The organism is Carnobacterium inhibens subsp. inhibens DSM 13024 (genome assembly GCF_000746825.1).
Classification (GTDB): domain Bacteria; phylum Bacillota; class Bacilli; order Lactobacillales; family Carnobacteriaceae; genus Carnobacterium_B; species Carnobacterium_B inhibens.
This window is the reverse complement of the sequence record NZ_JQIV01000006.1, coordinates 330,108-352,928: the sequence shown is the minus strand read 5'-3', so window position 1 is coordinate 352,928 and position 22,821 is coordinate 330,108. Positions and strand designations below refer to the sequence as shown.

Annotated in this window: 18 protein-coding genes and 1 pseudogene; 6 read left to right on the top strand and 13 right to left on the bottom strand. The window is 34.4% G+C overall.

Annotated features, from left to right (window positions below; genetic code table 11):
- Positions 1–477: 477 nt before the first annotated feature.
- Both BR65_RS02835 and BR65_RS02830 read right to left on the bottom strand, forming a co-directional pair.
- The gene (locus tag BR65_RS02835) at positions 478–1,308 is read right to left on the bottom strand and encodes an SPFH domain-containing protein (protein WP_211251478.1); all 831 of its coding nucleotides are present in this window, start codon (positions 1,306–1,308) and stop codon (positions 478–480) included.
- Between the two features lie 333 nt (positions 1,309–1,641).
- The gene (locus BR65_RS02830) at positions 1,642–2,523 is read right to left on the bottom strand and encodes a LysR family transcriptional regulator (protein ID WP_156098841.1); all 882 of its coding nucleotides are present in this window, start codon (positions 2,521–2,523) and stop codon (positions 1,642–1,644) included.
- A gap of 115 nt (positions 2,524–2,638) precedes the next feature.
- Between BR65_RS02830 and BR65_RS02825 the strand changes: the two genes are divergently transcribed.
- Positions 2,639–3,673 carry a YeiH family protein gene (locus BR65_RS02825; RefSeq protein ID WP_034536606.1) on the top strand — a complete coding sequence of 345 codons (1,035 nt, stop codon included), beginning with the start codon at positions 2,639–2,641 and terminating at the stop codon, positions 3,671–3,673.
- A gap of 97 nt (positions 3,674–3,770) precedes the next feature.
- The gene (locus BR65_RS02820; RefSeq protein WP_034536605.1) at positions 3,771–4,409 is read left to right on the top strand and encodes a GNAT family N-acetyltransferase; all 639 of its coding nucleotides are present in this window, start codon (positions 3,771–3,773) and stop codon (positions 4,407–4,409) included.
- 303 nt (positions 4,410–4,712) lie between these two features.
- Here BR65_RS02820 and BR65_RS02815 read toward each other — a convergent pair whose 3' ends face one another.
- Together BR65_RS02815 and BR65_RS14215 are read right to left on the bottom strand one after the other, a co-directional pair.
- On the bottom strand, positions 4,713–6,212 hold the full coding sequence (locus BR65_RS02815; protein ID WP_034536604.1) for an FAD/NAD(P)-binding protein: 1,500 nt from the start codon (positions 6,210–6,212) through the stop codon (positions 4,713–4,715).
- A 148-nt stretch (positions 6,213–6,360) separates the two neighbouring features.
- A pseudogene (locus tag BR65_RS14215) lies at positions 6,361–6,591 on the bottom strand (transposase); the annotation flags it as partial.
- 72 nt (positions 6,592–6,663) lie between these two features.
- Between BR65_RS14215 and BR65_RS02810 the strand changes: the two are divergent.
- Positions 6,664–6,993, top strand: coding sequence for a GNAT family N-acetyltransferase (locus BR65_RS02810; protein ID WP_034536603.1), 330 nt, complete (start codon positions 6,664–6,666; stop codon positions 6,991–6,993).
- A gap of 450 nt (positions 6,994–7,443) precedes the next feature.
- Here the strand turns inward: BR65_RS02810 and BR65_RS02805 are convergent, their stop codons facing one another.
- The gene (locus BR65_RS02805) at positions 7,444–7,926 is read right to left on the bottom strand and encodes an SRPBCC domain-containing protein (protein ID WP_034536602.1); all 483 of its coding nucleotides are present in this window, start codon (positions 7,924–7,926) and stop codon (positions 7,444–7,446) included.
- A 607-nt stretch (positions 7,927–8,533) separates the two neighbouring features.
- Here BR65_RS02805 and BR65_RS02800 point away from each other — a divergent pair.
- From BR65_RS02800 to BR65_RS02790, 3 genes are read left to right on the top strand one after another with little or no spacing between them, the layout of a single operon-like run.
- Complete coding sequence (locus BR65_RS02800; RefSeq protein WP_342341621.1) at positions 8,534–9,697, top strand: SMODS domain-containing nucleotidyltransferase; 1,164 nt, start codon at positions 8,534–8,536, stop codon at positions 9,695–9,697.
- Positions 9,694–10,353 carry an SEC-C metal-binding domain-containing protein gene (locus BR65_RS02795; RefSeq protein ID WP_034536600.1) on the top strand — a complete coding sequence of 220 codons (660 nt, stop codon included), beginning with the start codon at positions 9,694–9,696 and terminating at the stop codon, positions 10,351–10,353. Before BR65_RS02800 ends, BR65_RS02795 begins: the two co-directional genes overlap by 4 nt.
- Entirely contained in the window at positions 10,350–11,177 is an 828-nt protein-coding gene (locus tag BR65_RS02790) for an S-4TM family putative pore-forming effector (RefSeq protein WP_034536599.1), read from the top strand. Before BR65_RS02795 ends, BR65_RS02790 begins: the two co-directional genes overlap by 4 nt.
- Before the next feature lie 466 nt (positions 11,178–11,643).
- On the opposite strand, the gene lepA is transcribed toward BR65_RS02790, so the two are convergent.
- From lepA to ribF, 8 genes are all read right to left on the bottom strand, one after another.
- Entirely contained in the window at positions 11,644–13,467 is a 1,824-nt protein-coding gene (gene lepA / locus BR65_RS02785; protein WP_034536598.1) for a translation elongation factor 4, read from the bottom strand.
- 181 nt (positions 13,468–13,648) lie between these two features.
- The gene (dnaJ, locus tag BR65_RS02780; RefSeq protein ID WP_156098840.1) at positions 13,649–14,809 is read right to left on the bottom strand and encodes a molecular chaperone DnaJ; all 1,161 of its coding nucleotides are present in this window, start codon (positions 14,807–14,809) and stop codon (positions 13,649–13,651) included.
- 130 nt (positions 14,810–14,939) lie between these two features.
- On the bottom strand, positions 14,940–16,781 hold the full coding sequence (gene dnaK / locus BR65_RS02775; protein ID WP_034536595.1) for a molecular chaperone DnaK: 1,842 nt from the start codon (positions 16,779–16,781) through the stop codon (positions 14,940–14,942).
- A gap of 53 nt (positions 16,782–16,834) precedes the next feature.
- Positions 16,835–17,416: a nucleotide exchange factor GrpE gene (gene grpE / locus BR65_RS02770; RefSeq protein ID WP_023177814.1), complete on the bottom strand. Its 582-nt coding sequence runs from the start codon at positions 17,414–17,416 to the stop codon at positions 16,835–16,837.
- A gap of 19 nt (positions 17,417–17,435) precedes the next feature.
- Positions 17,436–18,473 carry a heat-inducible transcriptional repressor HrcA gene (gene hrcA / locus BR65_RS02765; protein WP_023177813.1) on the bottom strand — a complete coding sequence of 346 codons (1,038 nt, stop codon included), beginning with the start codon at positions 18,471–18,473 and terminating at the stop codon, positions 17,436–17,438.
- Between the two features lie 208 nt (positions 18,474–18,681).
- Positions 18,682–20,064: an argininosuccinate lyase gene (gene argH / locus BR65_RS02760; RefSeq protein ID WP_034536594.1), complete on the bottom strand. Its 1,383-nt coding sequence runs from the start codon at positions 20,062–20,064 to the stop codon at positions 18,682–18,684.
- Positions 20,065–20,102: 38 nt separating this feature from the next.
- On the bottom strand, positions 20,103–21,317 hold the full coding sequence (locus tag BR65_RS02755) for an argininosuccinate synthase (protein ID WP_023177811.1): 1,215 nt from the start codon (positions 21,315–21,317) through the stop codon (positions 20,103–20,105).
- Positions 21,318–21,843: 526 nt separating this feature from the next.
- A complete protein-coding gene (gene ribF / locus BR65_RS02750; protein ID WP_023177810.1) occupies positions 21,844–22,815 on the bottom strand; it encodes a riboflavin biosynthesis protein RibF in 972 nt (323 codons plus the stop codon).
- Between the last annotated feature and the right edge of the window lie 6 nt (positions 22,816–22,821).

Here is a 22,821-nt window from a genome sequence, read left to right as displayed (position 1 = left end):
GAGATAAAAGGAGCCATGGTTACACATTTATGGAATTATTTTTAATGTCTGCGAGCTTTTAAAAAAAGTGGATTCATTCTTAAAACGTAGTACACTATTTTCTAAATCCATTATTATTTCCTATATCCTTTGCCTAACAACACAATATCTGGTTTTACAATCTTCATTAAATCATACAGAATAAACCAAGAAGTAACAAAATAAAATGTAAGTTGTTAGGCAAATAACTTGTCCAATTAATATCAATATTTTTTTAGAAGGAGATTTAAAATAAGTAATAGAAAAGAGATCCTTGTAATCACAAGAATCTCTTTCTCTATATATTCAACTATGCATTAATAAGAAGTACTTAAAAGTTGAAATCATCATCGTCATTATTATTATCTGCTTTAAACAACCAAAATATTAAACCAACTACTAAAACTACTAGTATAGTTATAAAAATAAGTTTACCTAAGAAGAAAATCATTCTATCACCTACTTATTAGTATCAACAATTGCTTCGCCAGTTTGTACTTCAACCCAACCATGTTCTAAACGTGCTTCTACTTCTTTTAACTTAATTAATTCTTCTGTAATGGATTCTGATAATTTTTTGTTTGCTTCAGCCTCAGCTTCTGCTGCTTTTACTTTTTGATAGGCTAAACTATCCGCTTTTGTTTTTGCTGTATCAGCTTCTAAGAGAGCTTTTTCTTTTTCTTGACCAGCTTTAATGATTTCATCAATTGATTTTTGCGTTTCAGCATCTACATCCGGAACTCCAAAGGCAACATCTTCTACCAGAAATCCTTTTGGTTCAACAGCTTTAGTGAAATCTTCTAAAATGGATTGCTGAACTTCTGTTGATTTCGATCCCGTTACATCCAATAAACTATATTTGGCAACAATATTACGAGATGATTTGAGTAATTGTGCTTTCAGCCAGTTTGCTTCAATATCTTCTACGCTAATACTACCAAATTCTTTAAAGACATCAGAAACTTTTTTTGAATCTACTTTATAGGCATATGTAATAGATACATGTGTAGCTTTTCCATCTTCTGTAGCTAAATTCAATTTTTCTGCTTTAACCGTTTGTAATCGAATTGGATATTGGGTTACTTTATCAAGACCTACAAATTTAACCCCTTGACTTAAAGTTTGATCTTTTACTCCGCCATTCATTGAATAACGAACTCCTACATAACCATTTTCGATTTTTTCAAAAAACAAGAAAAAACCGCCTATTAATAACATAACAACTATAATACCAATCATTATTCCTTTAATTTTTTTGATGCTATTCTTATCGTATACTTTTTCATTCATTTATGTTTCCTCATTTCTTTTTTCAAATGACCCACTAACATAATAACTAAAGCTTTCCTTTTTACTTTATTACTTACAAAATATCACCCCGTATAATTGTTTACTGCAATGTATAAAGAGAAATACACAGAATTTTTTTGCATTAAGCTTGTGTATTCTTTTCTACATACTTTTTCTTTTACGAGTTGATTATATTTTTTGTCTCTTCCCATAAAAAATCACCTTAATAATTATACCAAAAAATAAGTCAAAACGCTGAACTCTTTAAATATCTATCCTTAACCTGAAAAATTCATACTTATTATAATTAAAAAATAAAAAACAGTTGTTTCTTCAATATTCTATCAGTCTCAATATTTTTTTTATCTTCGCTTCTCCTCTTAACTGAGTTATTTTCAAATAAATCAAATAAAACGGATGAATTACACTGAAATTACTTAACGGAATCTTTTTTAAAATTCCATTATTTAGTTCTTCTTCAACAGCTTTCTGATACACAAAAGTAATACCTAAGTTTTTTTCGACCAGTTTTTTTATTGCTCCAATACTCCCAATCGTCATGACTTTCGAAAAGCTGTCTAAATGGATTCCTTTGTTCTTTATGGCTGTTTCGAAAATAAGCCGTGATCCAGATCCCTCTTCACGCACTAAAATCGTCGTAGAAAATAAGTCATTAATGCTTTGATCCTGTTTCCATAAAGAGCATTTTTCGGAACAGACAGCGATAAACGGTTCCTCAGCAATTTTTTGAAATTCAAATAAAGATTGATTGAATTCTCCTTCCACAAGTGCAAAATCGATTTTCCCATGTTCCAATAGTTCGATCAAGTGTTGAGTGTTGTCCGTTACCATCGAAATATCATGCGTTGGATATTGATTTAAATACGACTCAATGAGGTCCGGCATCATATATTCCCCAATCGTCAAAGAAGCTCCAAATGTAAGAGTAGTGTGTTCTACAGTAGAGGCCAATTGTTTTTGCACTTTAGTAATCTCTCTTTGCAGCCAATAAAGATCCTTTTTCAGTTGCTTGCCTTTAGCTGTTAAGGACAGTTGTCTGTTTTCATAGCGAATCAGTTCGACCCCTAATTCTTGCTGCAAATACTGGATGTGTTGTGTGACAGCGGGTTGAGTAATGTGCAGTCTTTTGGCTGTTGCTGTGTAATTCATTTCTTCTGTCAGCGTAAGAAACGTTTGGTATCGGTAATCTAACATCTTAAACAGCTCCTTCATAATATTATCTTATAAAGATATAATAAATGATTATTTTATTTTATACAAATTACCTTATATGATAATCCTATAAACAAAGGATTGAAGGAGGTTTAATATGTATACTCAAATGAAAAATAATCGTTCCATCTTGCCTGGTCTAATGATCAGCATCATAATTTCATTCATCAGTCAGTATTTGACCCACTTTATGCCGAACATAGGTGCAGCATTGATCGCTATTTTTTTAGGTATCCTATTAGGGAATACTTTTTTGAACAAACCTTATTTAAAAAGTGGAACTAAGTTCTCCGAAAAAGCACTTCTAGAGTGGTCGATCGTATTAAACGGCATGATTTTAGATTTTCAGATCATCAAGCAAGTTGGATCTACAGGATTTATTTTTGTGATTCTCCAAATGATCTTGACGATATTATTTGCTTATTGGATCGGTCGAACTATGAAGTTCAATAAAAAGATGTCTTTATTGATGAGTGCGGGTAACGCAGTATGTGGCTCTTCTGCTATCGGGACCGTTTCTCCGGTGATTGAAGCTGATAAGAAAGATAAAGCTATGTCTATTACTATAGTCAATGTCATTGGAACGATATTGATGGTCTTATTGCCTATCCTCTCTTCTGTTCTGTATCAAAATGAAGTCGTTCAAACATCTGCTCTGATTGGAGGAACTGTCCAATCTATAGGACAAGTCGTTGCTTCAGCTAAGCTGGTCAGCGTCGACGTAACCAATTTATCCATTGTCTTTAAACTCATGAGAGTTCTCCTCATCGTTGGTGTAGCCTTATGTTTCAGCAAAATGAATACAAAAGAGGAAGAATCGTTATTTTCTAAAACGGCTACTCGCTCAACTTCTGAAGTGAACAAGAATTCTAGTCTAATGACTGTTCCTTGGTTTATTATCGGATTCTTCATTTTGTTCATGCTTAGAAGCTTTCTGCCTTTGCCTTCCCTAATGATCTACAGTTCGGAAGTCATCAGCAACCAATTTGAGATTACTGCTTTGGCTGCGATTGGATTACAGGTCAAGTTCTCTGATATCTTAAAAGAAGGACCTCGAACTATGTTGTACGGTTTACTGATCGGTTTCTTCCAAATCGTATTGGCTGTTGTATTAATTAATTGGATGTTCTGATAGAATCATTTAGTAGTTAGAAAAAGTCGTTGTATATCAATGGTTCCAGTAGTTAGTTGCACGGAGATGAACACTTTCAAACAAGGAGAACATAGGAATGAAAAAAGAAACTATATTAAGAAAGATGATACCTGAAGATTATGATTCTATTTTGGATTTAGTGATTAACACCTGGGATTATCGGTCATGGGTCCCAAATAATTTAGTAGCCCCAATGGCCGATTTTTTTCTAAGTGATCTATTACTAGAATCAGACGATGTTTTTGTTGCTCAAATAGGTGACGACATAGTAGGAATTGTAGCAACCGGATTAGTAGACCAAACCAATATTCAGAAAATCAGTACTAGGAAGAATATTTCTTCATTGGAAAAAATATTACGCATTACTGAACCTGATTCGATCTTTTTGAAATACATTCAAACTCTGGAAATCAATGAATTCCTTTTAGAAAAAAGCCGAAAAAATTATGACGCCGGTTTAAATTTGCTTATCGTGAAAGAAGAATTTAAAGGATTGGGTATTGGTGGACTGTTGTATAATCATTTTTATGATTACCTTAAACAACATCAAGCAGAGAATTTCTATTTGTTTACCGACAACTCTTCTAATTACCATTACTATGAACACAAGGGTCTATCCCGCGTAGCTGAGAAAAAATATTATTGGGAACCAGGAAATAATGATACCTTAGAAATTTACTATCTATATGAAGGAACACTAAACTTATCCGACTAAACGAATTAACCGTTCCAGTTCAAAAATTATTTTATGACTATATGCATGACATAAAAGCAGTTGAGCTGATTCGTCATCTGCAATTTTCTTATTCTCCACATGTGTTCGATCGAATATTTTTTTACCTCATAGCGTTAATTTTTCGTAACCTTCGATTTCCATATAAATTCCTCTTGCATTCATATAGCTTGTTCCATTTGCGTACCCTTAATATAACAATAATCCGGCCATTCCGAAATTTATACGCATATGAACAAAAAAGCCCAGAACCACAAAGGGTTCTGAGCTTATTTCATTGTTAAATTATCGTTCGTCCATAAACGCTTTTGCTGTATATTGGGCTTGCTGAATCGTTTGCCCGGCATCATTATTCTCATGTTGTGTTCCACCAATTAATAGACCGAGGAAGAACAAATGATCCATACGTCCATATTGTTGGTTAATCACACGACACTGTGGCCAATCGACTAAGATAAATTTCCCATCCACATGCGGCATAATTAAGCGGCGATGGAACAGATTTTCAATTAACTCAGAGTGTTTAGTCAATGTTTCAATGTTGTTTATAAAACCTGTCGCGTTAACGACAATATCAGCTTCGGCTTCGCTATCCTCCGTCACAAATTGGAAGCGTCCATTTTCTAAAACAGTTACTTCTTTCAAACCAGCAACAGTTTCTACTTTACCCGCATCAATTAATTCAAATAACCACTGATAGCTGTAGTAAGGTACTTTCGCTTTGAAAAACAACATAATCTGATAATAGTTTTTCATATACTCTTGTTGGTCTTCACCTGACAATGCATTATACAAATGCGGAAGATTTGGAACAGAATTAGCCGCATATTTCTGAACAGCTGCCAATTCCTGGTCTTTCATATCAAATGCTTTGCGGAAAACATCTAACGTTCCAGATTTATAACGATTATAAACTGCCATTGGCTCAACATTCTCTTGTTTTAAATCATCTTTAATCGTATCGAGTATGACTTGGAGCGGAATAAACCCACCGTGTACTTCTTTTTGTTCTTCCACCCAATCTTTTGTTAAGTGATATGTAAAATCATCCTTCTCATAAGGAATAGCTACACAGTAAAACGGTTCTTTTAAATCATAAAATGTTAGGGGTTGCTCTAATTCATAATTAGACGTGAAGAAACGCATCAAGTCAACACCTGTAGCACCACTTCCAACAACCGAAATCTTTTGATTATTGTCAAAATTTGCTAGTTTTTCTTTCATTGGGTAAGGGTTATGAATATAATTTTCAGTACCTTTTAAATCATAGAAATCATTGTATTCAGGATGTCCGACTGAAAAGAATACCGCATCATATACACCATCTTGCCAGCCGTCTTCCGTTTTAATACGGTACACAAAATTGCCGTCTTGTGTGTCATCTGCTGGTTCTTTTGTTGCAGCATCTAGCACTTCAACGTCAACAACAGTATTTTGAACGTGGCGTACTTGTTCGTGCGTATAGAATGGGGAAAAGCGCTCCACTAAATATTTTCCATAATGTGGCCGTGAAACGAGTTGCTCAAAATTCGTTGGTTCTTTAAAATGATGTTCTAACCATTCCGTAAAATCTAATTCATTATTTTCATCCACACTCAACACATCCGAAGAGGTGTTTAACATAATTGATTCGTCGTCAGTTGGTTCATAAGGTAATCCTGAGCCTAGAGACTGACGGGGTTCATAGACATCGATTAAGTCATCGGCTTGGAAATTCGGATGAGTTATTAAACTTTTTAATACATTGGAACCAGAAATTCCAGCTCCTACAATAGCAATATCCATTGTTATCCTCCTGTAACTACAAAACTAATCCATCTAATTATACCTGAATAGTTCATACTTTTAAATATCAAGTTATTTTAGTCTCATCCCACGGATTTTGGACGTGCTTCTCCTAGGCCATTTAAACGGTTTTAAAAAAACAGGTTCTTTAAATGTACTGCCGAATCCTTTGGATTTTCCTGAATACGGCTTCAAACTCTCGCTTATAAACATGGGAACTTGATAGTTTTAAGTAGATTTGTCTAGCCGTAGTGACGAGCTTTCCAACCACTTTAAACAGACGAAGACGTATCTTATTCACTTGGAGTCCTTTTGATTTTGGTTCAAAACATATGGTACGCAAGAAATTAACCACACTGTATGCCAAGAGACTAAAAAAACAGCGTGAGTCCGTTGCCTCACGCTGCCTAAATCAGATTTTATTTTTAACTAAATTTAGCTCATCAACACCTTGAAATACATTCAGACGCTGGAAATCAATGAATTTCTTTTAGAAAAAAGCCGAAAAAATTATGACGCCGGTTTAAATTTGCTTATAGTGAAGGAAGAATTTAAAGGATTGGGTATTGGGGGACTGTTGTATAATCATTTTTATGATTACCTTAAAGAACATCAAGCAGAAAATTTCTATTTGTTTACCGACAATTCTTCTGATTATCAATACTATGAACACAAGGGTCTATCCCGCGTAGCTGAGAAAAAATATTATTGGGAACCAGGAAATAATGATACTTTAGAAATTTACTATCTATATGAAGGAACACTAAACTTATCCGACTAAACGAATTAACCGTTCCATTTCAATTATTATTTTATAGGTTAGAAAAAAAGCAGGCAGAATCAATCCTAAAGCTATCCGCTTTAGAGTTGATTCTGCCTGTAAAGTAATCAGAAACTATTCCTACTAAATTAAACTTCTAGTTTACTTCTCTATATAAGCTTTCTCTGAATCCGAATAAAATGAGTAACGTGATTTATCCTATTAAAACGTTTGGCCACTGGAAACTGTGAAAAATTTGAACTACAGCCAAATACACTAGTTAAAGAAAAGGGAAACTTTATCTAAATTTTACTTCTGATCGCAAATCAAAAAAAGCATTGCCTATGCTCAAATTCTTGACTACTATTCCTTCTATCGATAACCCAAGTTCCTCCTGAAACACATTCAATGCATTATATAAGATACACACATCAAGGAAATCAGTGAGCTATTCATAAAGTACAGTGTTATCTAACTTTTCTTTGCAAAACATTCCAGGTTTTCTAGTGTGGAATTCAACCCATCAATGTGATCGTCCTTCTTGATGCCTTTAGGGACATTTTCAGCGACAATCGTTACCTTCGCCCCTTGTTCTACTTCTTCAAAGTACCAAGTCATCACCATATTCCCTGCAAAGGCAGGATCATCTGACTCAAATACACCAGCCTCAACGATTTTCTGATTGGGTATCAATTCAACAAAGGTACCTTCTAAAACATCTGAATTTTTAGTTGTTTTCCCTTGAGTGGCATGTTCATCCTCATAAGTGAGTGTTAATTGAAATCTCCCACCTACTACTGGTTCAAACAGGCTTATTTCTCCTCTCATACTCTCAGGTGGCAACCATTTAACTAAATAATTCGGGTCCATAAATGCTTGATAAAGTGTTTGTGGTGAAGCATCAATTACTTTTGAGACAGTGTCAATCCTTCCACTCTTCGGATTGTTTTCCATGATAAACGCTCCTTCATAAATATAATCGACTCTTTTACTTTTTTAAAGTATACCATCATAGGTAGAGAGATTCTTCTAGACTGTTTTAATCTTCAAAATATTAATATCTTCTTATGTGTTCATCAAATTGAGTATGCTAGTTTTCGTTCAAAAAAAAGAACTGCCATATAGATAGTTTTTATATATATATATCGTTATATTAACGTTTTTAGTATTGAGACGCTGTTTGAACTTTCTTAAGACCTGGTTTTATATTTGACTAAATGAATAAGCATGAAAAATCCTGATATTACAGCATTTTGAAGAAATATATATTGAATGAATTTGAATAGATTTGAACCTAATGTGTTCTAATTTTGGGTTCTAAAATTGGTAGTATATTTCGTTAGTTTTTATTTTAATATAGTATAAAAAATTTCATCTATGTTCAATAAGGTTTAGACACAGTAACTATCTATATATAATATTTTCAAAAAACAATAAACACTCCATATAGCTCTTAAAAATAAACCAAACACAACATGTTGTGTTTCACCATATACTATTGTAATTTTCCATGATATAATAAGATCAACTTTATAAAATGGGGGGGCACTAACATAATGGGATACAAAAAAATGAAAAAATAAATGAAGTACTAGCAAAAATAGATTTGACAAAAACACAAAGAGAACGTGCAAAGGAATTATATACTAATATTTGTAAAACAATAATTAGAACATCTGGTTTAGATATAAATTTTTACTCACAAGGTTCATTTGCAACTAAGACTGCTGTTAGACCTTTTAAAGATGGAAAAGATAGGTCATATGATGTAGATGTTATTTGCGAAGTTCAAAATTTAGATAAAAGTATCACACCTTCAAAATTAATGGATATTTTTGAAGAAGCCATAGACTCTGCAGGTTATCATAATTATACACGGTGGGAAAAATGTTTTACAGTTGAATATGCTAAAATTGACGATATTGAATTTACGATCGATATTATTCCTTCCGTTGCTGAATCTTTTGAAACATTAGAAAAAATAAGACAAGAAACTGAATGTATTGAATTAGTTGAGACTTCAATAGCTATTCCTAACGTAGCTCCAAGTTATAATAAATGGATTTCAAATAACCCTCTTGGGTATAAAACTTGGTTTGAAAACCAAACACAAGCTTACGAGAAAAAATATGAAGAATTTCGTAAAGGGATTTTTGACTCCACTATTGAAGAATTGCCAGAAGATGCAGCAACTAATTTAATGAGAAATGTAATTAAGATTCTTAAAAGATTACGTGATGTATATTTCTCAAGAGCAACTGCTCAGTCAAAACCATCTTCAATAGTTATTACTACAATTGTTGCTAAATTAGCTAATAAATTATTCTATGCTCAAGACGAGTTTACTTTATTAAACTTAGTAGTATCTGAGCTTCAACAACTAGAAAGTTTCTCTAGAGGAAAATCTATTCAGAAAAGTTTAAATGAAGGTTTTATAATTTCAGAGATTATAGCTTTAAGCAACGGTCAATGGATTCTTAAAAATCCAGCCAATGGTTTAGATAATATTTTAAGCTCTTGGAATGAAGAAAAACAAGTAGCTAAAGACTTTTTCAACTGGGTTTCCGACTTAAAAAACTTAGTTGAAAGTCAAACTTCTTCAAATATTGAAGATATTCAAAAATCAGAAATGCTTTATGACTCTTTGAATCTAGATTTTTCTTCAATTAAAGAAGCAGATTTTGAAGTTAATTCTGCTAAAGCAAGCCCTTGGAGAGTAAAATGATTCTATCTAAAAGCTTGATTATCCAAAGTATTAATAGTTTATCTGGGCTGACAATAAAAGAAATTATAGAAGAAAAAAACTTTTACAAAATTGTTATGTGTATTTCTTGTAGTAGTCAAATAAATGGAGTTAAAACATTTCTAGATTATAATATTTTGATTGAACTCCCTTATTCTTATCCAAAATCATTACCGACTTGCTATGAGTATGGTGAAAGAAAAATTCATTCATACCATCATATTAATCCGGATAAAGCTGGTTCCTTCTGTTTAGGTACGGAGATGGAGTTAAGGTATAGATTACTACCAAACTATACTATCAATAAATACTTTGAATTAATTGTAGAGTACCTCACTGTTTATTCATATTATCAAAAGTATCATACAATGCCTGTGGTAGAGCGCAGCCATGGGAATAAAGGTATTTTGGAAGGCTATCAATATCTATTTAAATCAGAAAACAGAGGGATTGTTTTAAAACTATTATTTGCTCTTCCGGTTAAAAATAAAAATAGAAATCTCCCCTGCCCATGTGGTTCCAGTAAAAAAATGAAAAAATGTCATTATTATGAACTGCATAAAATTTCTAAATCACGTCTATTATACAATCAGGCGATGAGTGATTTAGAAATTTTAAAAGATAGGAGAAACTTATGAATACAATATATTCTAGACAAAATACTGATATAGCTTTAGCTTGTCAAACGTCTGCTCGATATTATTATGATAAAGCTGATTTGTTAGATAATTTTTATTGGCTAGGTATTCTAATTACTATTATCTTTAAAATGATATGGACAAATAGTATATGGATGGATTATTCACTAATTTTATGGTTCTTAACAACATTAATTTTAGATAGTTACATTTCTCAATATACTTCGAAAGCAGCGGAATTTAAACAAGTATTTGACGAATATGTTTTTGGTTGGAAAAAAGAAATCTCTCAAAATACTATTAAACCAGTTCAAATACTTAAATCAAAGAATAAAAAAATGTTTAAATCACAGATGAATCATACAGGTAATGATAAACCTAGAGGAGTAAAAGATTGGTACGAGTTCGTCGATGATAAGGAAAATCAACAAACAACTTTAAAAAAAGCTATAGGTGAAAATGTATACTATGATGCTAGTATAAATACTATATTACTAAGTATTTTAATAATCTCAATACTATTAACATTTGTATACTTCCGAGATACAACTCTAACTGAGTATTTTAAAACAGTTTTTTTAGTAATGTCTAGTTTATCCAAAAAGATTATCACAACGATCCTGAAAACGCTGCAAGTAAATAAATTAAATAAAGAAATAAATCTTCGACTAAATTTAGCAAAAAATGAAGATGATTTTAGAGAAATTCAAAATATAGTTTTTATAAAACGCCAAGTTTCTGGTGTTACTCCTAGTTGGATTTATTTTATTAAAAAAAATAAAATTACAAAATTAGCAAAAATTACGTTTTCCAATATTGATTAATAAAATTACTATAATATTTTTCGGACACTTCAAACGAAGTGTCTTTTTTGTATGTAGGAACTGATTAAAATTATTAGTTCAGTACTTGAAAGCCTATTTGACCGAATTGGTGTCTTTCCTTTAGCATTGGATCGTCTACTCGTCGTAAAAACACAAGTACAGTCGATTCGTAACCTGTATATGGAAAAAATCAACAGATAATTATATAAATTTTAGCTTTCACATACTTAGAACATTAATTCTTCTTTATTGATAGAATTAGAAGCTAAAAATAAAACTATAGAGGAACAGTCGGCAATTCAATTATCCATATTGTCTTGAACATTTATTCTCACGTAACCTTCAACAATATTTAAGTATTCGATTTTTTGAAAATGTTATATAAAAAAATAAACCTTCTGTCTAAAATAACATAAAAGTTATTTTAGACAGAAGGTTTTAGTTTTTCTTTAATTGTACCATTTTTTTACTCGTCATCCATCTTAAGAACGGACATAAATGCTTCTTGAGGTACTTCTACGGATCCGACTTGTTTCATCCGTTTTTTACCAGCTTTTTGTTTTTTCAATAGTTTTTGACGACGGGTTACGTCACCACCATAAAGTTTAGCTGTAACATCTTTACGCAAGGCTTTGATGTTTGAACGCGCAACAATTTTTTGCCCGATTGCTGCTTGAACTGGAATTTCGAATTGGTGTCTTGGAATGATCGTCTTCAATTGATCAACGATAGCTTTTCCACGGTTGAAAGCAAAGTCTTTATGGACGATAAATCCTAAAGCGTCTACTTTTTCGCCGTTCAATAGAATATCCATCTTAGATAGATCACTCTTCTTATAACCAATCATTTCATAGTCTAAAGAAGCATATCCTTTAGTACTTGATTTTAATTTATCAAAGAAATCATAGACAATTTCGGATAATGGAATTTCATAAACTACGTTTACTCGGTTATCGTCCATGTAATCCATTGTTAAGAAGTCGCCACGTTTGCGTTGTGAAATTTCCATAACCGCACCAACGTAATCATTTGGAACCATGATTGTTGCTTTAACGTAAGGTTCTTCGATCGATTCAATCACACCTGGTTCAGGCATTTCAGCCGGATTCGCTACGATTTTTTGAGTACCATCTGTTAAGTTAGCATGATAAATAACGGATGGAGCTGTTGTAATCAAGTCTAGGTTAAATTCACGTTCAAGACGTTCTTGAATAACGTCCATGTGCAATAGTCCTAAGAATCCACAACGGTACCCAAATCCAAGCGCTTGAGAAGTTTCAGCTTCAAATTGTAAAGCTGCATCGTTTAATTGCAACTTATCTAGAGCGTCTCTTAAATCGCCATAACGAGATGAATCAATTGGGTACATTCCACAATAAACCATTGGCGTCATTTTGCGGTATCCTTCTAATGATTCTGCAGCAGGATTGTTAGCTAATGTGATCGTATCCCCAACTCGAGTATCTTGAACAGTTTTGATGTTAGCTGTAACGTATCCAACGTCCCCAACCATCAAGAAATCGCGTTTGATCGGTTTGGGTGAGAAAATCCCCACTTCAGCTACTTCAAAAGTTTTCCCATTACTCATCATCTTCATGGTATCTCCAGGTTTGATCATCCCTTCCATCACACGGATATTCAATACCACTCCACGATATGCATCGTAAGCTGAATCAAATATTAAAGCTTTCAAAGGGCTGTCAGTGTCGCCAACTGGAGCAGGAACTTTTTCTACGATTTGTTCTAAGATATCTTCGATTCCAATACCTGCTTTAGCACTTGCAAAAACAGCTTCACTTGCATCGATCCCAATAACATCTTCGATCTCAGCACGAACACGCTCTGGATCTGCAGCTGGCAAATCGATTTTATTGATAACCGGTATGATTTCAAGATCGTTGTCTAAAGCAAGATAAACGTTTGCCAATGTTTGAGCTTCGATTCCTTGTGCTGCATCAACAACAAGAATAGCTCCTTCACAGGCTGCCAAACTTCTTGAAACTTCATATGTGAAATCGACGTGTCCTGGTGTGTCAATCAAGTGTAACGTGTACGTTTCGCCGTCTTTTGCCGTATAGTTCAATTCAATCGCATTTAATTTGATGGTGATTCCACGCTCACGTTCAAGATCCATAGAATCCAATAATTGTGCTTGCATATCACGATCAGCAACCGTATGTGTCATTTGTAAAATACGATCGGCTAATGTTGATTTTCCATGGTCGATATGGGCAATAATGGAAAAATTCCGAATGCGTTTTTGTCTTTCAGTTAATTCCTGTTTATTCATTTAGTCGTGCCTACCTTCTTTATTTATTCCGAAAAAGTGTCACTGTAAATTATACCAGTGAAAGCCTTGAATTACAATGTATTAGAGAGAAACTAACGTTTAAGGCAAAAGAAAACCTAAGCGATCGCTTAGGTTTTCTTTCAGATCATACATAATGCTAATTCTTATTAAACCAATCGGTTCATTTCTTTTTCTTATCTGCTTTAAATGCGTCTTTTACTTTATCAAAAATAGAACCATCTTGTTCTTCAACTTCCATACCGCTCGCTTGAGCAAATTGTCTCAATAAGTCTGTTTGTTCTTTTGATAGATTTTTTGGCGTCATCAATTTAACTTTTACGTGTTGGTCTCCAGTACCTGTACCGCGTAATTTTGGTGCTCCTTTGCCTCTCAAGCGGAAGTTCGTTTCTGTTTGAGTTCCAGCAGGTATTTTAAGTTTAACTTTACCATGGACGGTTGGAACTTCAACTTCATCCCCTAGAGTAGCTTGGACAAAATTGATCGGCAATTCATAATAAATTTCTGATCCATTTCGTTCAAATTCTTTGCTGGGTTTCACACGGAAAACAACATATAAATCGCCGTATGGTCCGCCATTCTTACCGGCTTCACCTTGACCGTTCAAGCGCATTTGATTTCCATCTTCAACACCTGCAGGGACAGTCACTTTAACCGTATGTTTGTCTTTCATGTGTCCAGAACCATGACAAGTTGGACAAGACTCTTTAATTTCTTGACCAGTACCATGACAAACATCACAGGTTTGACGAGTCATTACTCGACCAAGCGGAGTATTCCGTTCAACATTTAATGAACCTGTACCATGACATTTAGAACACGTTACAGGGTGAGTACCAGGTTTAGCACCATCACCATGACACGTTTTACATTCTTCTTCACGGTTGTAGCTGATCGTTGTTTCTTTACCAAAGATAGCTTCTTCAAATTCAAGATTTAAAGAGTACTGTAAATCTTCTCCTTGGCGAGGAGCGTTTGGATTGTATGAACGACCTCCGCCACCAAAGAATGATTCAAAGATATCTTCAAATCCGCCGCCACCGAAACCACCACCAAAGCCACCGCCGCCGAATCCGCCACCGCCTGCTCCAAAGTTTGGATCAGTACTTGCATGACCATATTGATCGTAAGCAGCCCGTTTATTCGCATCACTTAATACTTCATAAGCTTCAGCAACTTCTTTAAATTTTTCTTCTGCCCCAGCTTCTTTATTAATGTCTGGGTGGAACTTCTTTGATAATTTTCGGTATGCCTTTTTTATTTCATCATCGGAAGCACTTTTTGATACTCCTAATACTTCGTATAAGTCTCTTTTAGCCATAATTTCCCTCCATCGTTACGTATGACAATTTTTATCTATCCTCTAAATTAGCCTTAATGAGCATAGCATATCTAGAAGAAAAAGCCAAAAGCAATTTGCCTTGGCTTTCTCATTCCATCATCTATTGATACGATTATTTATTGTCGTCATCGACTTCTTCAAAATCAGCATCTACAACATCGTCAGATCCACCTTGTGTTCCTTCTTGTGCATCTTCAGGGTTAGCTTCTGCTTGAGCTTGAGCGGCTTGTTCATACAATTTAACTGTTAGAGCTTGTACGATTTCATTCAAAGCATCGCGTTTAGTTTTCATTGCTTCAATATCATTTGCTTCAACAGCAGCTTTTAATTCGTCACGAGCTTCTTCAGCTTTTTTAACTTCAGCTTCATCAACTTTACCTTCAAGTTCAGTAATCGTTTTATCAACTTGGAATAATAATTGATCCACTTCGTTACGTAATTCTACTTCTTCTTTACGAGCTTTGTCTGCTTCAGCGTTAGCTTCTGCATCTTTAACCATACGTTCGATTTCTTCATCGCTTAAACCTGAAGAAGATTTAATGGTAATCGTTTGTTCTTTTTGAGTTCCTAAATCTTTCGCACTTACGTTAACGATTCCGTTTTTATCAATATCAAATGTTACTTCGATTTGAGGAATACCACGAGGTGCAGCAGGAATATCAGTCAATTGGAAGCGACCTAATGTTTTGTTGTCAGCTGCCATTGGACGTTCACCTTGCATAACGTGTACATCAACAGCTGGTTGATTATCAGCAGCAGTTGAGAATACTTGTGATTTACTTGTTGGGATCGTTGTATTACGATCGATCAATTTAGTAAATACGCCACCCATTGTTTCAATACCTAATGATAATGGAGTAACATCTAATAATACGATGTCTTTAACATCACCAGTGATAACTCCACCTTGGATTGCAGCACCCATTGCTACAACTTCATCAGGGTTAACTGATTTGTTTGGTTCTTTACCAGCTTCTTTACGTACAGCATCTACAACAGCTGGAATACGTGTTGATCCACCTACTAAGATAACTTCGTCAATTTCAGATGTAGACAATCCAGCATCTTTAAGAGCTTGACGAACAGGTCCTTTAGTACGTTCTACTAAGTCATAAGTTAATTCGTCAAATTTTGCACGAGTTAAGTTGATTTCTAAGTGCATTGGTCCAGCTTCACCAGCAGTGATAAATGGTAAGCTGATTTGTGTTGAAGTTACACCTGATAAGTCTTTTTTAGCTTTTTCAGCAGCATCTTTCAAACGTTGAACAGCCATTTTATCTTTAGATAAGTCAATGCCGTTTTCTTTTTTGAATTCAGCTACCAAGTAGTCCATGATTTTGTTATCAAAATCATCTCCACCTAATTTGTTGTCTCCAGCAGTAGACAATACATCAAATACTCCGTCACCTAATTCAAGGATAGAAACGTCAAATGTACCACCACCAAGGTCAAATACTAATACTTTTTCTTCTTTGTCTGTTTTGTCTAAACCATAAGCTAATGCAGCAGCAGTTGGTTCATTTACAATACGTTCAACTTCAAGACCAGCAATTTTACCTGCATCTTTAGTTGCTTGACGTTGTGCATCGTTGAAGTAAGCAGGAACAGTGATAACAGCTTTATCAACTGTTTCGCCTAAATAACTTTCAGCATAGCCTTTCAAGTATTGAAGAATAGTTGCAGAAATTTCTTGTGGAGAGTATTTTTTTCCATCAACTTCTACTGAATAGCCAGCTTCGCCAATATGACGTTTGATTGAACTAATTGTGTTAGGGTTTGTTACAGCTTGACGTTTTGCAACTTCTCCTACTTGCATTTCTCCATTTTTAAAAGCAACGACTGAAGGAGTCGTACGGTTACCTTCTGGATTCGGAATAATTTTTGCTTCTCCGCCTTCTAATACAGCTACTGCTGAGTTTGTTGTTCCTAAGTCAATTCCAATAATTTTTCCCATTTTAAAATCCCTCATTTATATATTATTTTAGTTTTTTTATATTTTTATAAGCATTATTGAGCAACGATAACCATTGCTGGACGTAATACGCGTCCCTTTAAATCATACCCTTTTTGTAAAACTTGTACAACTGTTTCACTTGTTTGACCTTCTTCAACAGGTACGGTTTGAATAGCCTGATGAAAATTAGGATCAAAAGGTTTATTTAAAGGATCGATAACGTCAATTCCTTCATTTTTTAATGCAGTGTTGAAGGTTTCCATTACCATTTCGATCCCTTTTTTCAAACTTTCTCCATGCTCATCTTTTACTTCTATAGCTAGAGCACGTTCTAAGCTATCAATAACTGGAAGTAATTCTGTTGCTAAAGACTGTGAACGGTACTTAGCCGCATCTTCACGCTCTTTTGCATTGCGTTTTTGGATATTTGCCATTTCAGCTTGAACACGCAAATATTTGTTTTCCATTTCATTTAAAGCAGCTCTTGCTTCAGCAAGTTCATCAATTTCTGGTTGTTGTTCTTCTTCAACAGATTCAGTATTTTCTGCTCTATTTTCAAGAGTTTCTTCTACTGTTTCTATTGTTGATTCTTCAACGACTTCTTGTTCTTGCTTATCTTTTTTATTTCTAGCCACATCAACAGCTCCTTTTTGATTAATCATCTACTGAATTGTAGTAGTCGATTATTTTTCTTGAAAGCTCATGTCTAAATACATCCACAAGTCCAATCATTTTTGAATAAGGCATATTCGTCGGACCTAACAAAGCGATAACTCCTGAGTTATATCCTGCAATATCATAGCTAGCTGTAATTAAACTAAACTCATTAAAGAGTTCATTATTTAACTCAGTGCCAATTTTCACAGTGATTCCTGATGTACTAGGAATCAATAGAGAAGATAAATCATGAGTACCATCCATTAAGGAATAAATAGATTTGAATTTCTCAACATTCAACTCACTTGAGAAATCTAGTATATTCATTCTTCCACCTACATGCATCCGATCTTGTCCAGCTTTCATAAAAATACTTTCAAAGATGTCCATCATTCCTTCACTTGTCTTAACATATTTGTTCAACAATAAAGGAATGTCTGTTTTCAGCCTTCTAAAGACTTCCATTAGTGGCAATCCAACTAATTGTTCATTAAAGATACGAACAATTTTTTCTAACTCATTAGCATCCATTGATTTTGGAATAGTAAATACCTGGTTCTCTACATGGCCCTTATTGGTAACTAATATGGCCATGACTTGATAATCATTTAATGGTACCAAACGAAAACCGGTCAAGATACTCTCTTTGATCTCAGGACCTAACGCGATAGCTGTGTAGCTGGTCAAACTTGAAAGCAATTCAGCCGATTGAAAAACAATTTCATCCAACTGTCTAAATTGATTTCCTAATGCACTCTTGATGACTGCAAGATCTTTTTGTTGTATTTTTGCTGGATGAACCAGATAGTCCACATAAAAACGATAGCCTTTTAATGAAGGAACACGACCTGATGACGAATGTGTTTTTTCAATGAAGCCTAGTTCTTCAAGACGTCCCATCTCATTCCGAATGGTAGCAGAACTAAAATTAATATCCGCTTCATTCATTAAGGTCTTAGACCCGATTGGAGTCTCATATGAAGTGTATAAGCGAATGATAGACTTTAAGATCAAAATCTGCCTTTCAGTTAACATTTACATCACCTCTTTTTAGCACTTGAAACTATTGAGTGCTAACACATGTATTAATTTACCAAATATAACTAATTCTGTCAATAATTTTTGCTTAATTTTTGACTAATTTTGACGTTTATTTTAATTGATCTCATTAACCTTGATATTTCAGCATTTCTAATTAAAAAAAGCGGCATTAAAAATGGTATGCCCATTTTTAATACCGTTTCTATTGGATTAAACTGCACTCTTTCTTAGCTTTTTTTATTTCTTGTTTGACTTGAACGAATCCAGTGCCGCCTAAAGAATTTCTTCTTTCAACAGCCATACGAGAGTCCAGCAAGGCATAAACATCTTCTTGGATGACTGGTGCGACTTTTTGAAACTCTGCTAACGGAATATCTTGTAAAAACCCACCATTCTTCAGGCAGTTTAATACAAGTTTGCCCACGATTTCATGTGCTTCTCTAAACGGTATACCTTTTGAAGCAAGATAGTCAGCCAATTCAGTCGCATTTGAGAAATCCTGAGTTGTTGCTTCACTCATCTTCTCTTCATTGATGACCATACCTTCTAACATGCCAGAAAAAACTTTCAAACACTCTTTGGTTGTTTTTACCGTATCAAACATACCTTCTTTATCTTCTTGTAAGTCTTTATTATAAGCTAATGGCAAACCTTTCATTATTGTTAATAATGAAAATAGATTGCCATATACTCGACCTGTTTTCCCTCGGATCAATTCTGCCATATCTGGATTTTTCTTTTGCGGCATAATTGAACTTCCAGTAGAATAAGTATCCGTCAGACTAACGAATTGGTATTCATGACTGGTCCAAAGAATGATTTCTTCACAAAAACGGGAAAGATGCATCATCACTATACTGCTGTTTGACAGAAACTCAATGATATAGTCACGATCACTTACCGCATCTAGACTATTTGAATAAATAGAATTGAATCCTAGTTGTTCAGCAGTCTCTAAACGATCAATTGGAAAAGTAGTACCGGCTAGAGCTGCAGCACCTAAAGGGGAAAAATCGATTCGTTTGAAACTTTCTTGATAGCGTTCGAGATCTCGTTTAAACATATTATAGTAAGCCAACAGATGATGAGCAAAAGAAATCGGTTGTGCATGTTGCAAATGAGTGTAACCAGGAATAATGGTCTCAACATGATCTTCAGCTTTTAGCAAAATAACTTTTTTTAAGTCTTCCAGCAGCTCAGAAACTTCTCCAACCTGTTTTTTCAAATAAAGATGCATATCGGTCGCTACTTGATCATTGCGACTTCTGGCCGTATGCAGCTTTCCTGCCACAGGCCCAATTTCTTTATGAAGAAGCGTCTCAATATTCAAATGAATGTCTTCATTTTCAATAGAAAATATCAACTCTTTATTTTTTGCTTTTACTAATAATCGTTCTAATCCTTTGATAATTTCATCTGCTTCTTCTTGACTGACGATCGATGTTTTGGCTAACATTTTGACGTGAGCTAAGCTCCCAATTATGTCTTCCTCAGCCAAAACTTGATCTACTTCAATGGAAGCTCCAAATTCATCGATCCATTTTTGATTTTCGCCTTCAAAACGACCGCCCCATAATTTTTTCATCTTTGTCATCCTAACTGTATTTGACTAGTTGTATTTAGTTATTTTAATTTAACTGTATCTTTTACTTTATTTACTTCTGCATGCACTTTTGTTGGCAGACCCCATAACTTAATGAATCCAACTGAAGCTTCTTGATTGAACGTATCAGCAGAAGTATAAGTTGCCAAGTTTTCATCATACAATGAATTTGGCGATTTTCTGCCTTCTACTATCGCATGACCTTTGAATAATTTTACACGAACCGTTCCATTCACGTATTTTTGAGTTGATTTCAAAAAGGCAATTAAACTTTCGGTTAATGGATTAAACCATAGACCGTTATAAATCATTTCTGTTATTTTTTGTTCGATTATGGGTTTAAAGTGTGCGATATCTTTAACGAATGTTAAATCTTCCAATTCTTTATGAGCAGTCATAAGCGTTACTGCTCCTGGAGCTTCATATACTTCACGAGATTTGATTCCAATCAATCTGTTTTCAATATGATCGATCCGACCCACCCCATGTTTTCCTGCAATGCTATTCAACTGTTGGATTAAATCCGGCAAACTGTACTCAACTCCATCAAGAGCTACCGGTACACCCGCTAAAAATTCAATTTCAATCATTTCTGGAATGTCTGGTGTATCTTCTAAGCTGGTAGTTAGGTCATAAGCAACTTCTGGCGGAGCAATCCATGGATTTTCTAAAATGCCGCACTCATTACTTCTTCCCCAAAGATTTTGATCGATGGAGAACGGATTATCTAAATCAATTGGTACAGGAATGTTATGTTCAATAGCATAATTGATTTCTTCTTCTCTTGACCATGTCCAATCACGAACTGGTGAAAGGACGGTTAATTGGGGAGCTAAAGAATGGATCGCAACTTCAAAACGAACTTGATCATTTCCTTTTCCTGTACAGCCGTGGGCTACAGCTACCGCTTCCTCTTTTAAAGCCACTTCAACTAATTTTTTAGCAATCAGCGGACGAGATAACGCAGAAATCAGAGGGTATTTACCTTCATAATACGTATGAGCTTGCAATGCGATCAATGCATAGTCGTTTGCAAATTCTTCTTTTGCATCGATTGTATATGATGCGCTAGCTCCCATTTTTAATGCTTTTTCTTTAATAAAGTCTAAGTTTTTGCCTTCTCCAACATCTAAACAACAAGCGACTACATCGTATCCTTCGTCGATCAACCATTTAATGGAGACAGATGTATCTAATCCTCCCGAGTAAGCTAAAACTACTTTTCCTTTTTTCATAACGACACCTCATTTTCATAAATTTATTGCATGAAAGTATCCTAACATGGCAAAAAGATTAAAACAAGCAATTAATGTTTTTTTATGCTCTTTTTTGTATTTTTCTGCTTATTAACGAAAAATTAGTGCATATTAGATAAATATATTCATTAATTATGTATAAAGTTGATTTAACAATTAAAGTAACCCCTCATATTATTTTAATTTTATCCAAAAAAAGGGCGGGAGACAAAAAGTGTTTAGACCCGAGCCTTCTATCGTATAATTTATCTCTAAGCGACTACAGCCGTAAGAGCTAGGGCATAAGCGCTGTATGGTCATCAACCCTCAAGCGTTGAATAAAAGCACTGTAGGCTAACGCCTAAGCGTATCCTGTCTGTACGTAGCTGAAGCCACTAGGCATGACAAAGTGGACGTCGAGTCTGCTTTTTGGAGCACGGTTTAGATTAAACTTTCGTATATAAAGAAAGAGGCCGGGATTTTTATCCCAGCCTCCATAAATGTTTTATTTTTTTCAAATCCTAAATCAAGTTAAAAAATTTGCATGTGGCATTTCTTTATAGTGTTCAAAAAAATGTGCCGTATCTAATTCGTCTTGCTTAAGTTGCTCAATTAGAGCATCAATTGAGTCAAATTTTTCTTCATCACGCAAGTATTCATACCAGAAAACGGTCACTTCTTCACCATAAATGTCTTTATTGAAATCAAGAATGTATACTTCAACCGTTAAAGGCCGATTGGGTTCAAAGGTTACGTTATAACCAATAGAAGCCATACCATTATACAATTGATCGCCAACTAAAATTTTAACAGCATACACGCCTGTTCGTGGTAATTTCACATGGTTTTCTACTTCTATATTCGCTGTTGGGAATCCCAATAATCTGCCTCTTGCATCTCCATGAACGACTCTTCCTGGAGATGCATAGATGTAACCTAATAAATTATTAACAACAGCCATATCGCCAACCTCTAAGGCTAAACGAATGCGTGTAGAACTAATTTTGTCGTCTTTGAGCGTCTGTTTTTCTACTACTACAATTTCAAAGCGATTTTTAGCATACTGCGGCAGATGATGCATAGAAGCCACTTCTTTTTTTCCAAATGTATAATCAAAACCAGCTACAACGGTTTGTGCGTGCAGTCCAACAATGTATTGTTCCACAAAATCTTGCGGTGTCAAACTAGCAAAAGCAGATGTAAAATCTACTTCATATAGAAAATCCACACCAATTTTTTCCATCAACTCTTCTTTACGGGAAACTGTTGAAAGATATTTATGATGATCCGGATTTAATTTTTGAAAAACAATCGATGGGTGTTGGTTAAATGTCATAACAGCTAATTTTAACTGATCTTTCTCAGCAATACTTCTTGCTCTGCCAATTACTTCTTGATGACCTCTATGTACTCCATCAAAAAAGCCCAACGCGAGTACTACATTATCTTTAGGGATTTCATCTACTTGGTAAGGGTGATGTAGTCTAATAATTTCCATAGTGTG

Bases quoted from the DNA above. Each gene is read 5' to 3' on its own strand.
- BR65_RS02835 (WP_211251478.1), bottom strand. From the start codon at position 1,308: ATGAATGAAAAAGTATACGATAAGAATAGCATCAAAAAAATTAAAGGA.
- BR65_RS02830 (WP_156098841.1), bottom strand. From the start codon at position 2,523: ATGTTAGATTACCGATACCAAACGTTTCTTACGCTGACAGAAGAAATG.
- BR65_RS02825 (WP_034536606.1), top strand. From the start codon at position 2,639: ATGTATACTCAAATGAAAAATAATCGTTCCATCTTGCCTGGTCTAATG.
- BR65_RS02820 (WP_034536605.1), top strand. From the start codon at position 3,771: ATGAAAAAAGAAACTATATTAAGAAAGATGATACCTGAAGATTATGAT.
- BR65_RS02815 (WP_034536604.1), bottom strand. From the start codon at position 6,212: ATGGATATTGCTATTGTAGGAGCTGGAATTTCTGGTTCCAATGTATTA.
- BR65_RS02805 (WP_034536602.1), bottom strand. From the start codon at position 7,926: ATGGAAAACAATCCGAAGAGTGGAAGGATTGACACTGTCTCAAAAGTA.
- BR65_RS02795 (WP_034536600.1), top strand. From the start codon at position 9,694: ATGATTCTATCTAAAAGCTTGATTATCCAAAGTATTAATAGTTTATCT.
- BR65_RS02790 (WP_034536599.1), top strand. From the start codon at position 10,350: ATGAATACAATATATTCTAGACAAAATACTGATATAGCTTTAGCTTGT.
- lepA (WP_034536598.1), bottom strand. From the start codon at position 13,467: ATGAATAAACAGGAATTAACTGAAAGACAAAAACGCATTCGGAATTTT.
- dnaK (WP_034536595.1), bottom strand. From the start codon at position 16,781: ATGGGAAAAATTATTGGAATTGACTTAGGAACAACAAACTCAGCAGTA.
- hrcA (WP_023177813.1), bottom strand. From the start codon at position 18,473: ATGTTAACTGAAAGGCAGATTTTGATCTTAAAGTCTATCATTCGCTTA.
- argH (WP_034536594.1), bottom strand. From the start codon at position 20,064: ATGAAAAAATTATGGGGCGGTCGTTTTGAAGGCGAAAATCAAAAATGG.
- BR65_RS02755 (WP_023177811.1), bottom strand. From the start codon at position 21,317: ATGAAAAAAGGAAAAGTAGTTTTAGCTTACTCGGGAGGATTAGATACA.
- ribF (WP_023177810.1), bottom strand. From the start codon at position 22,815: ATGGAAATTATTAGACTACATCACCCTTACCAAGTAGATGAAATCCCT.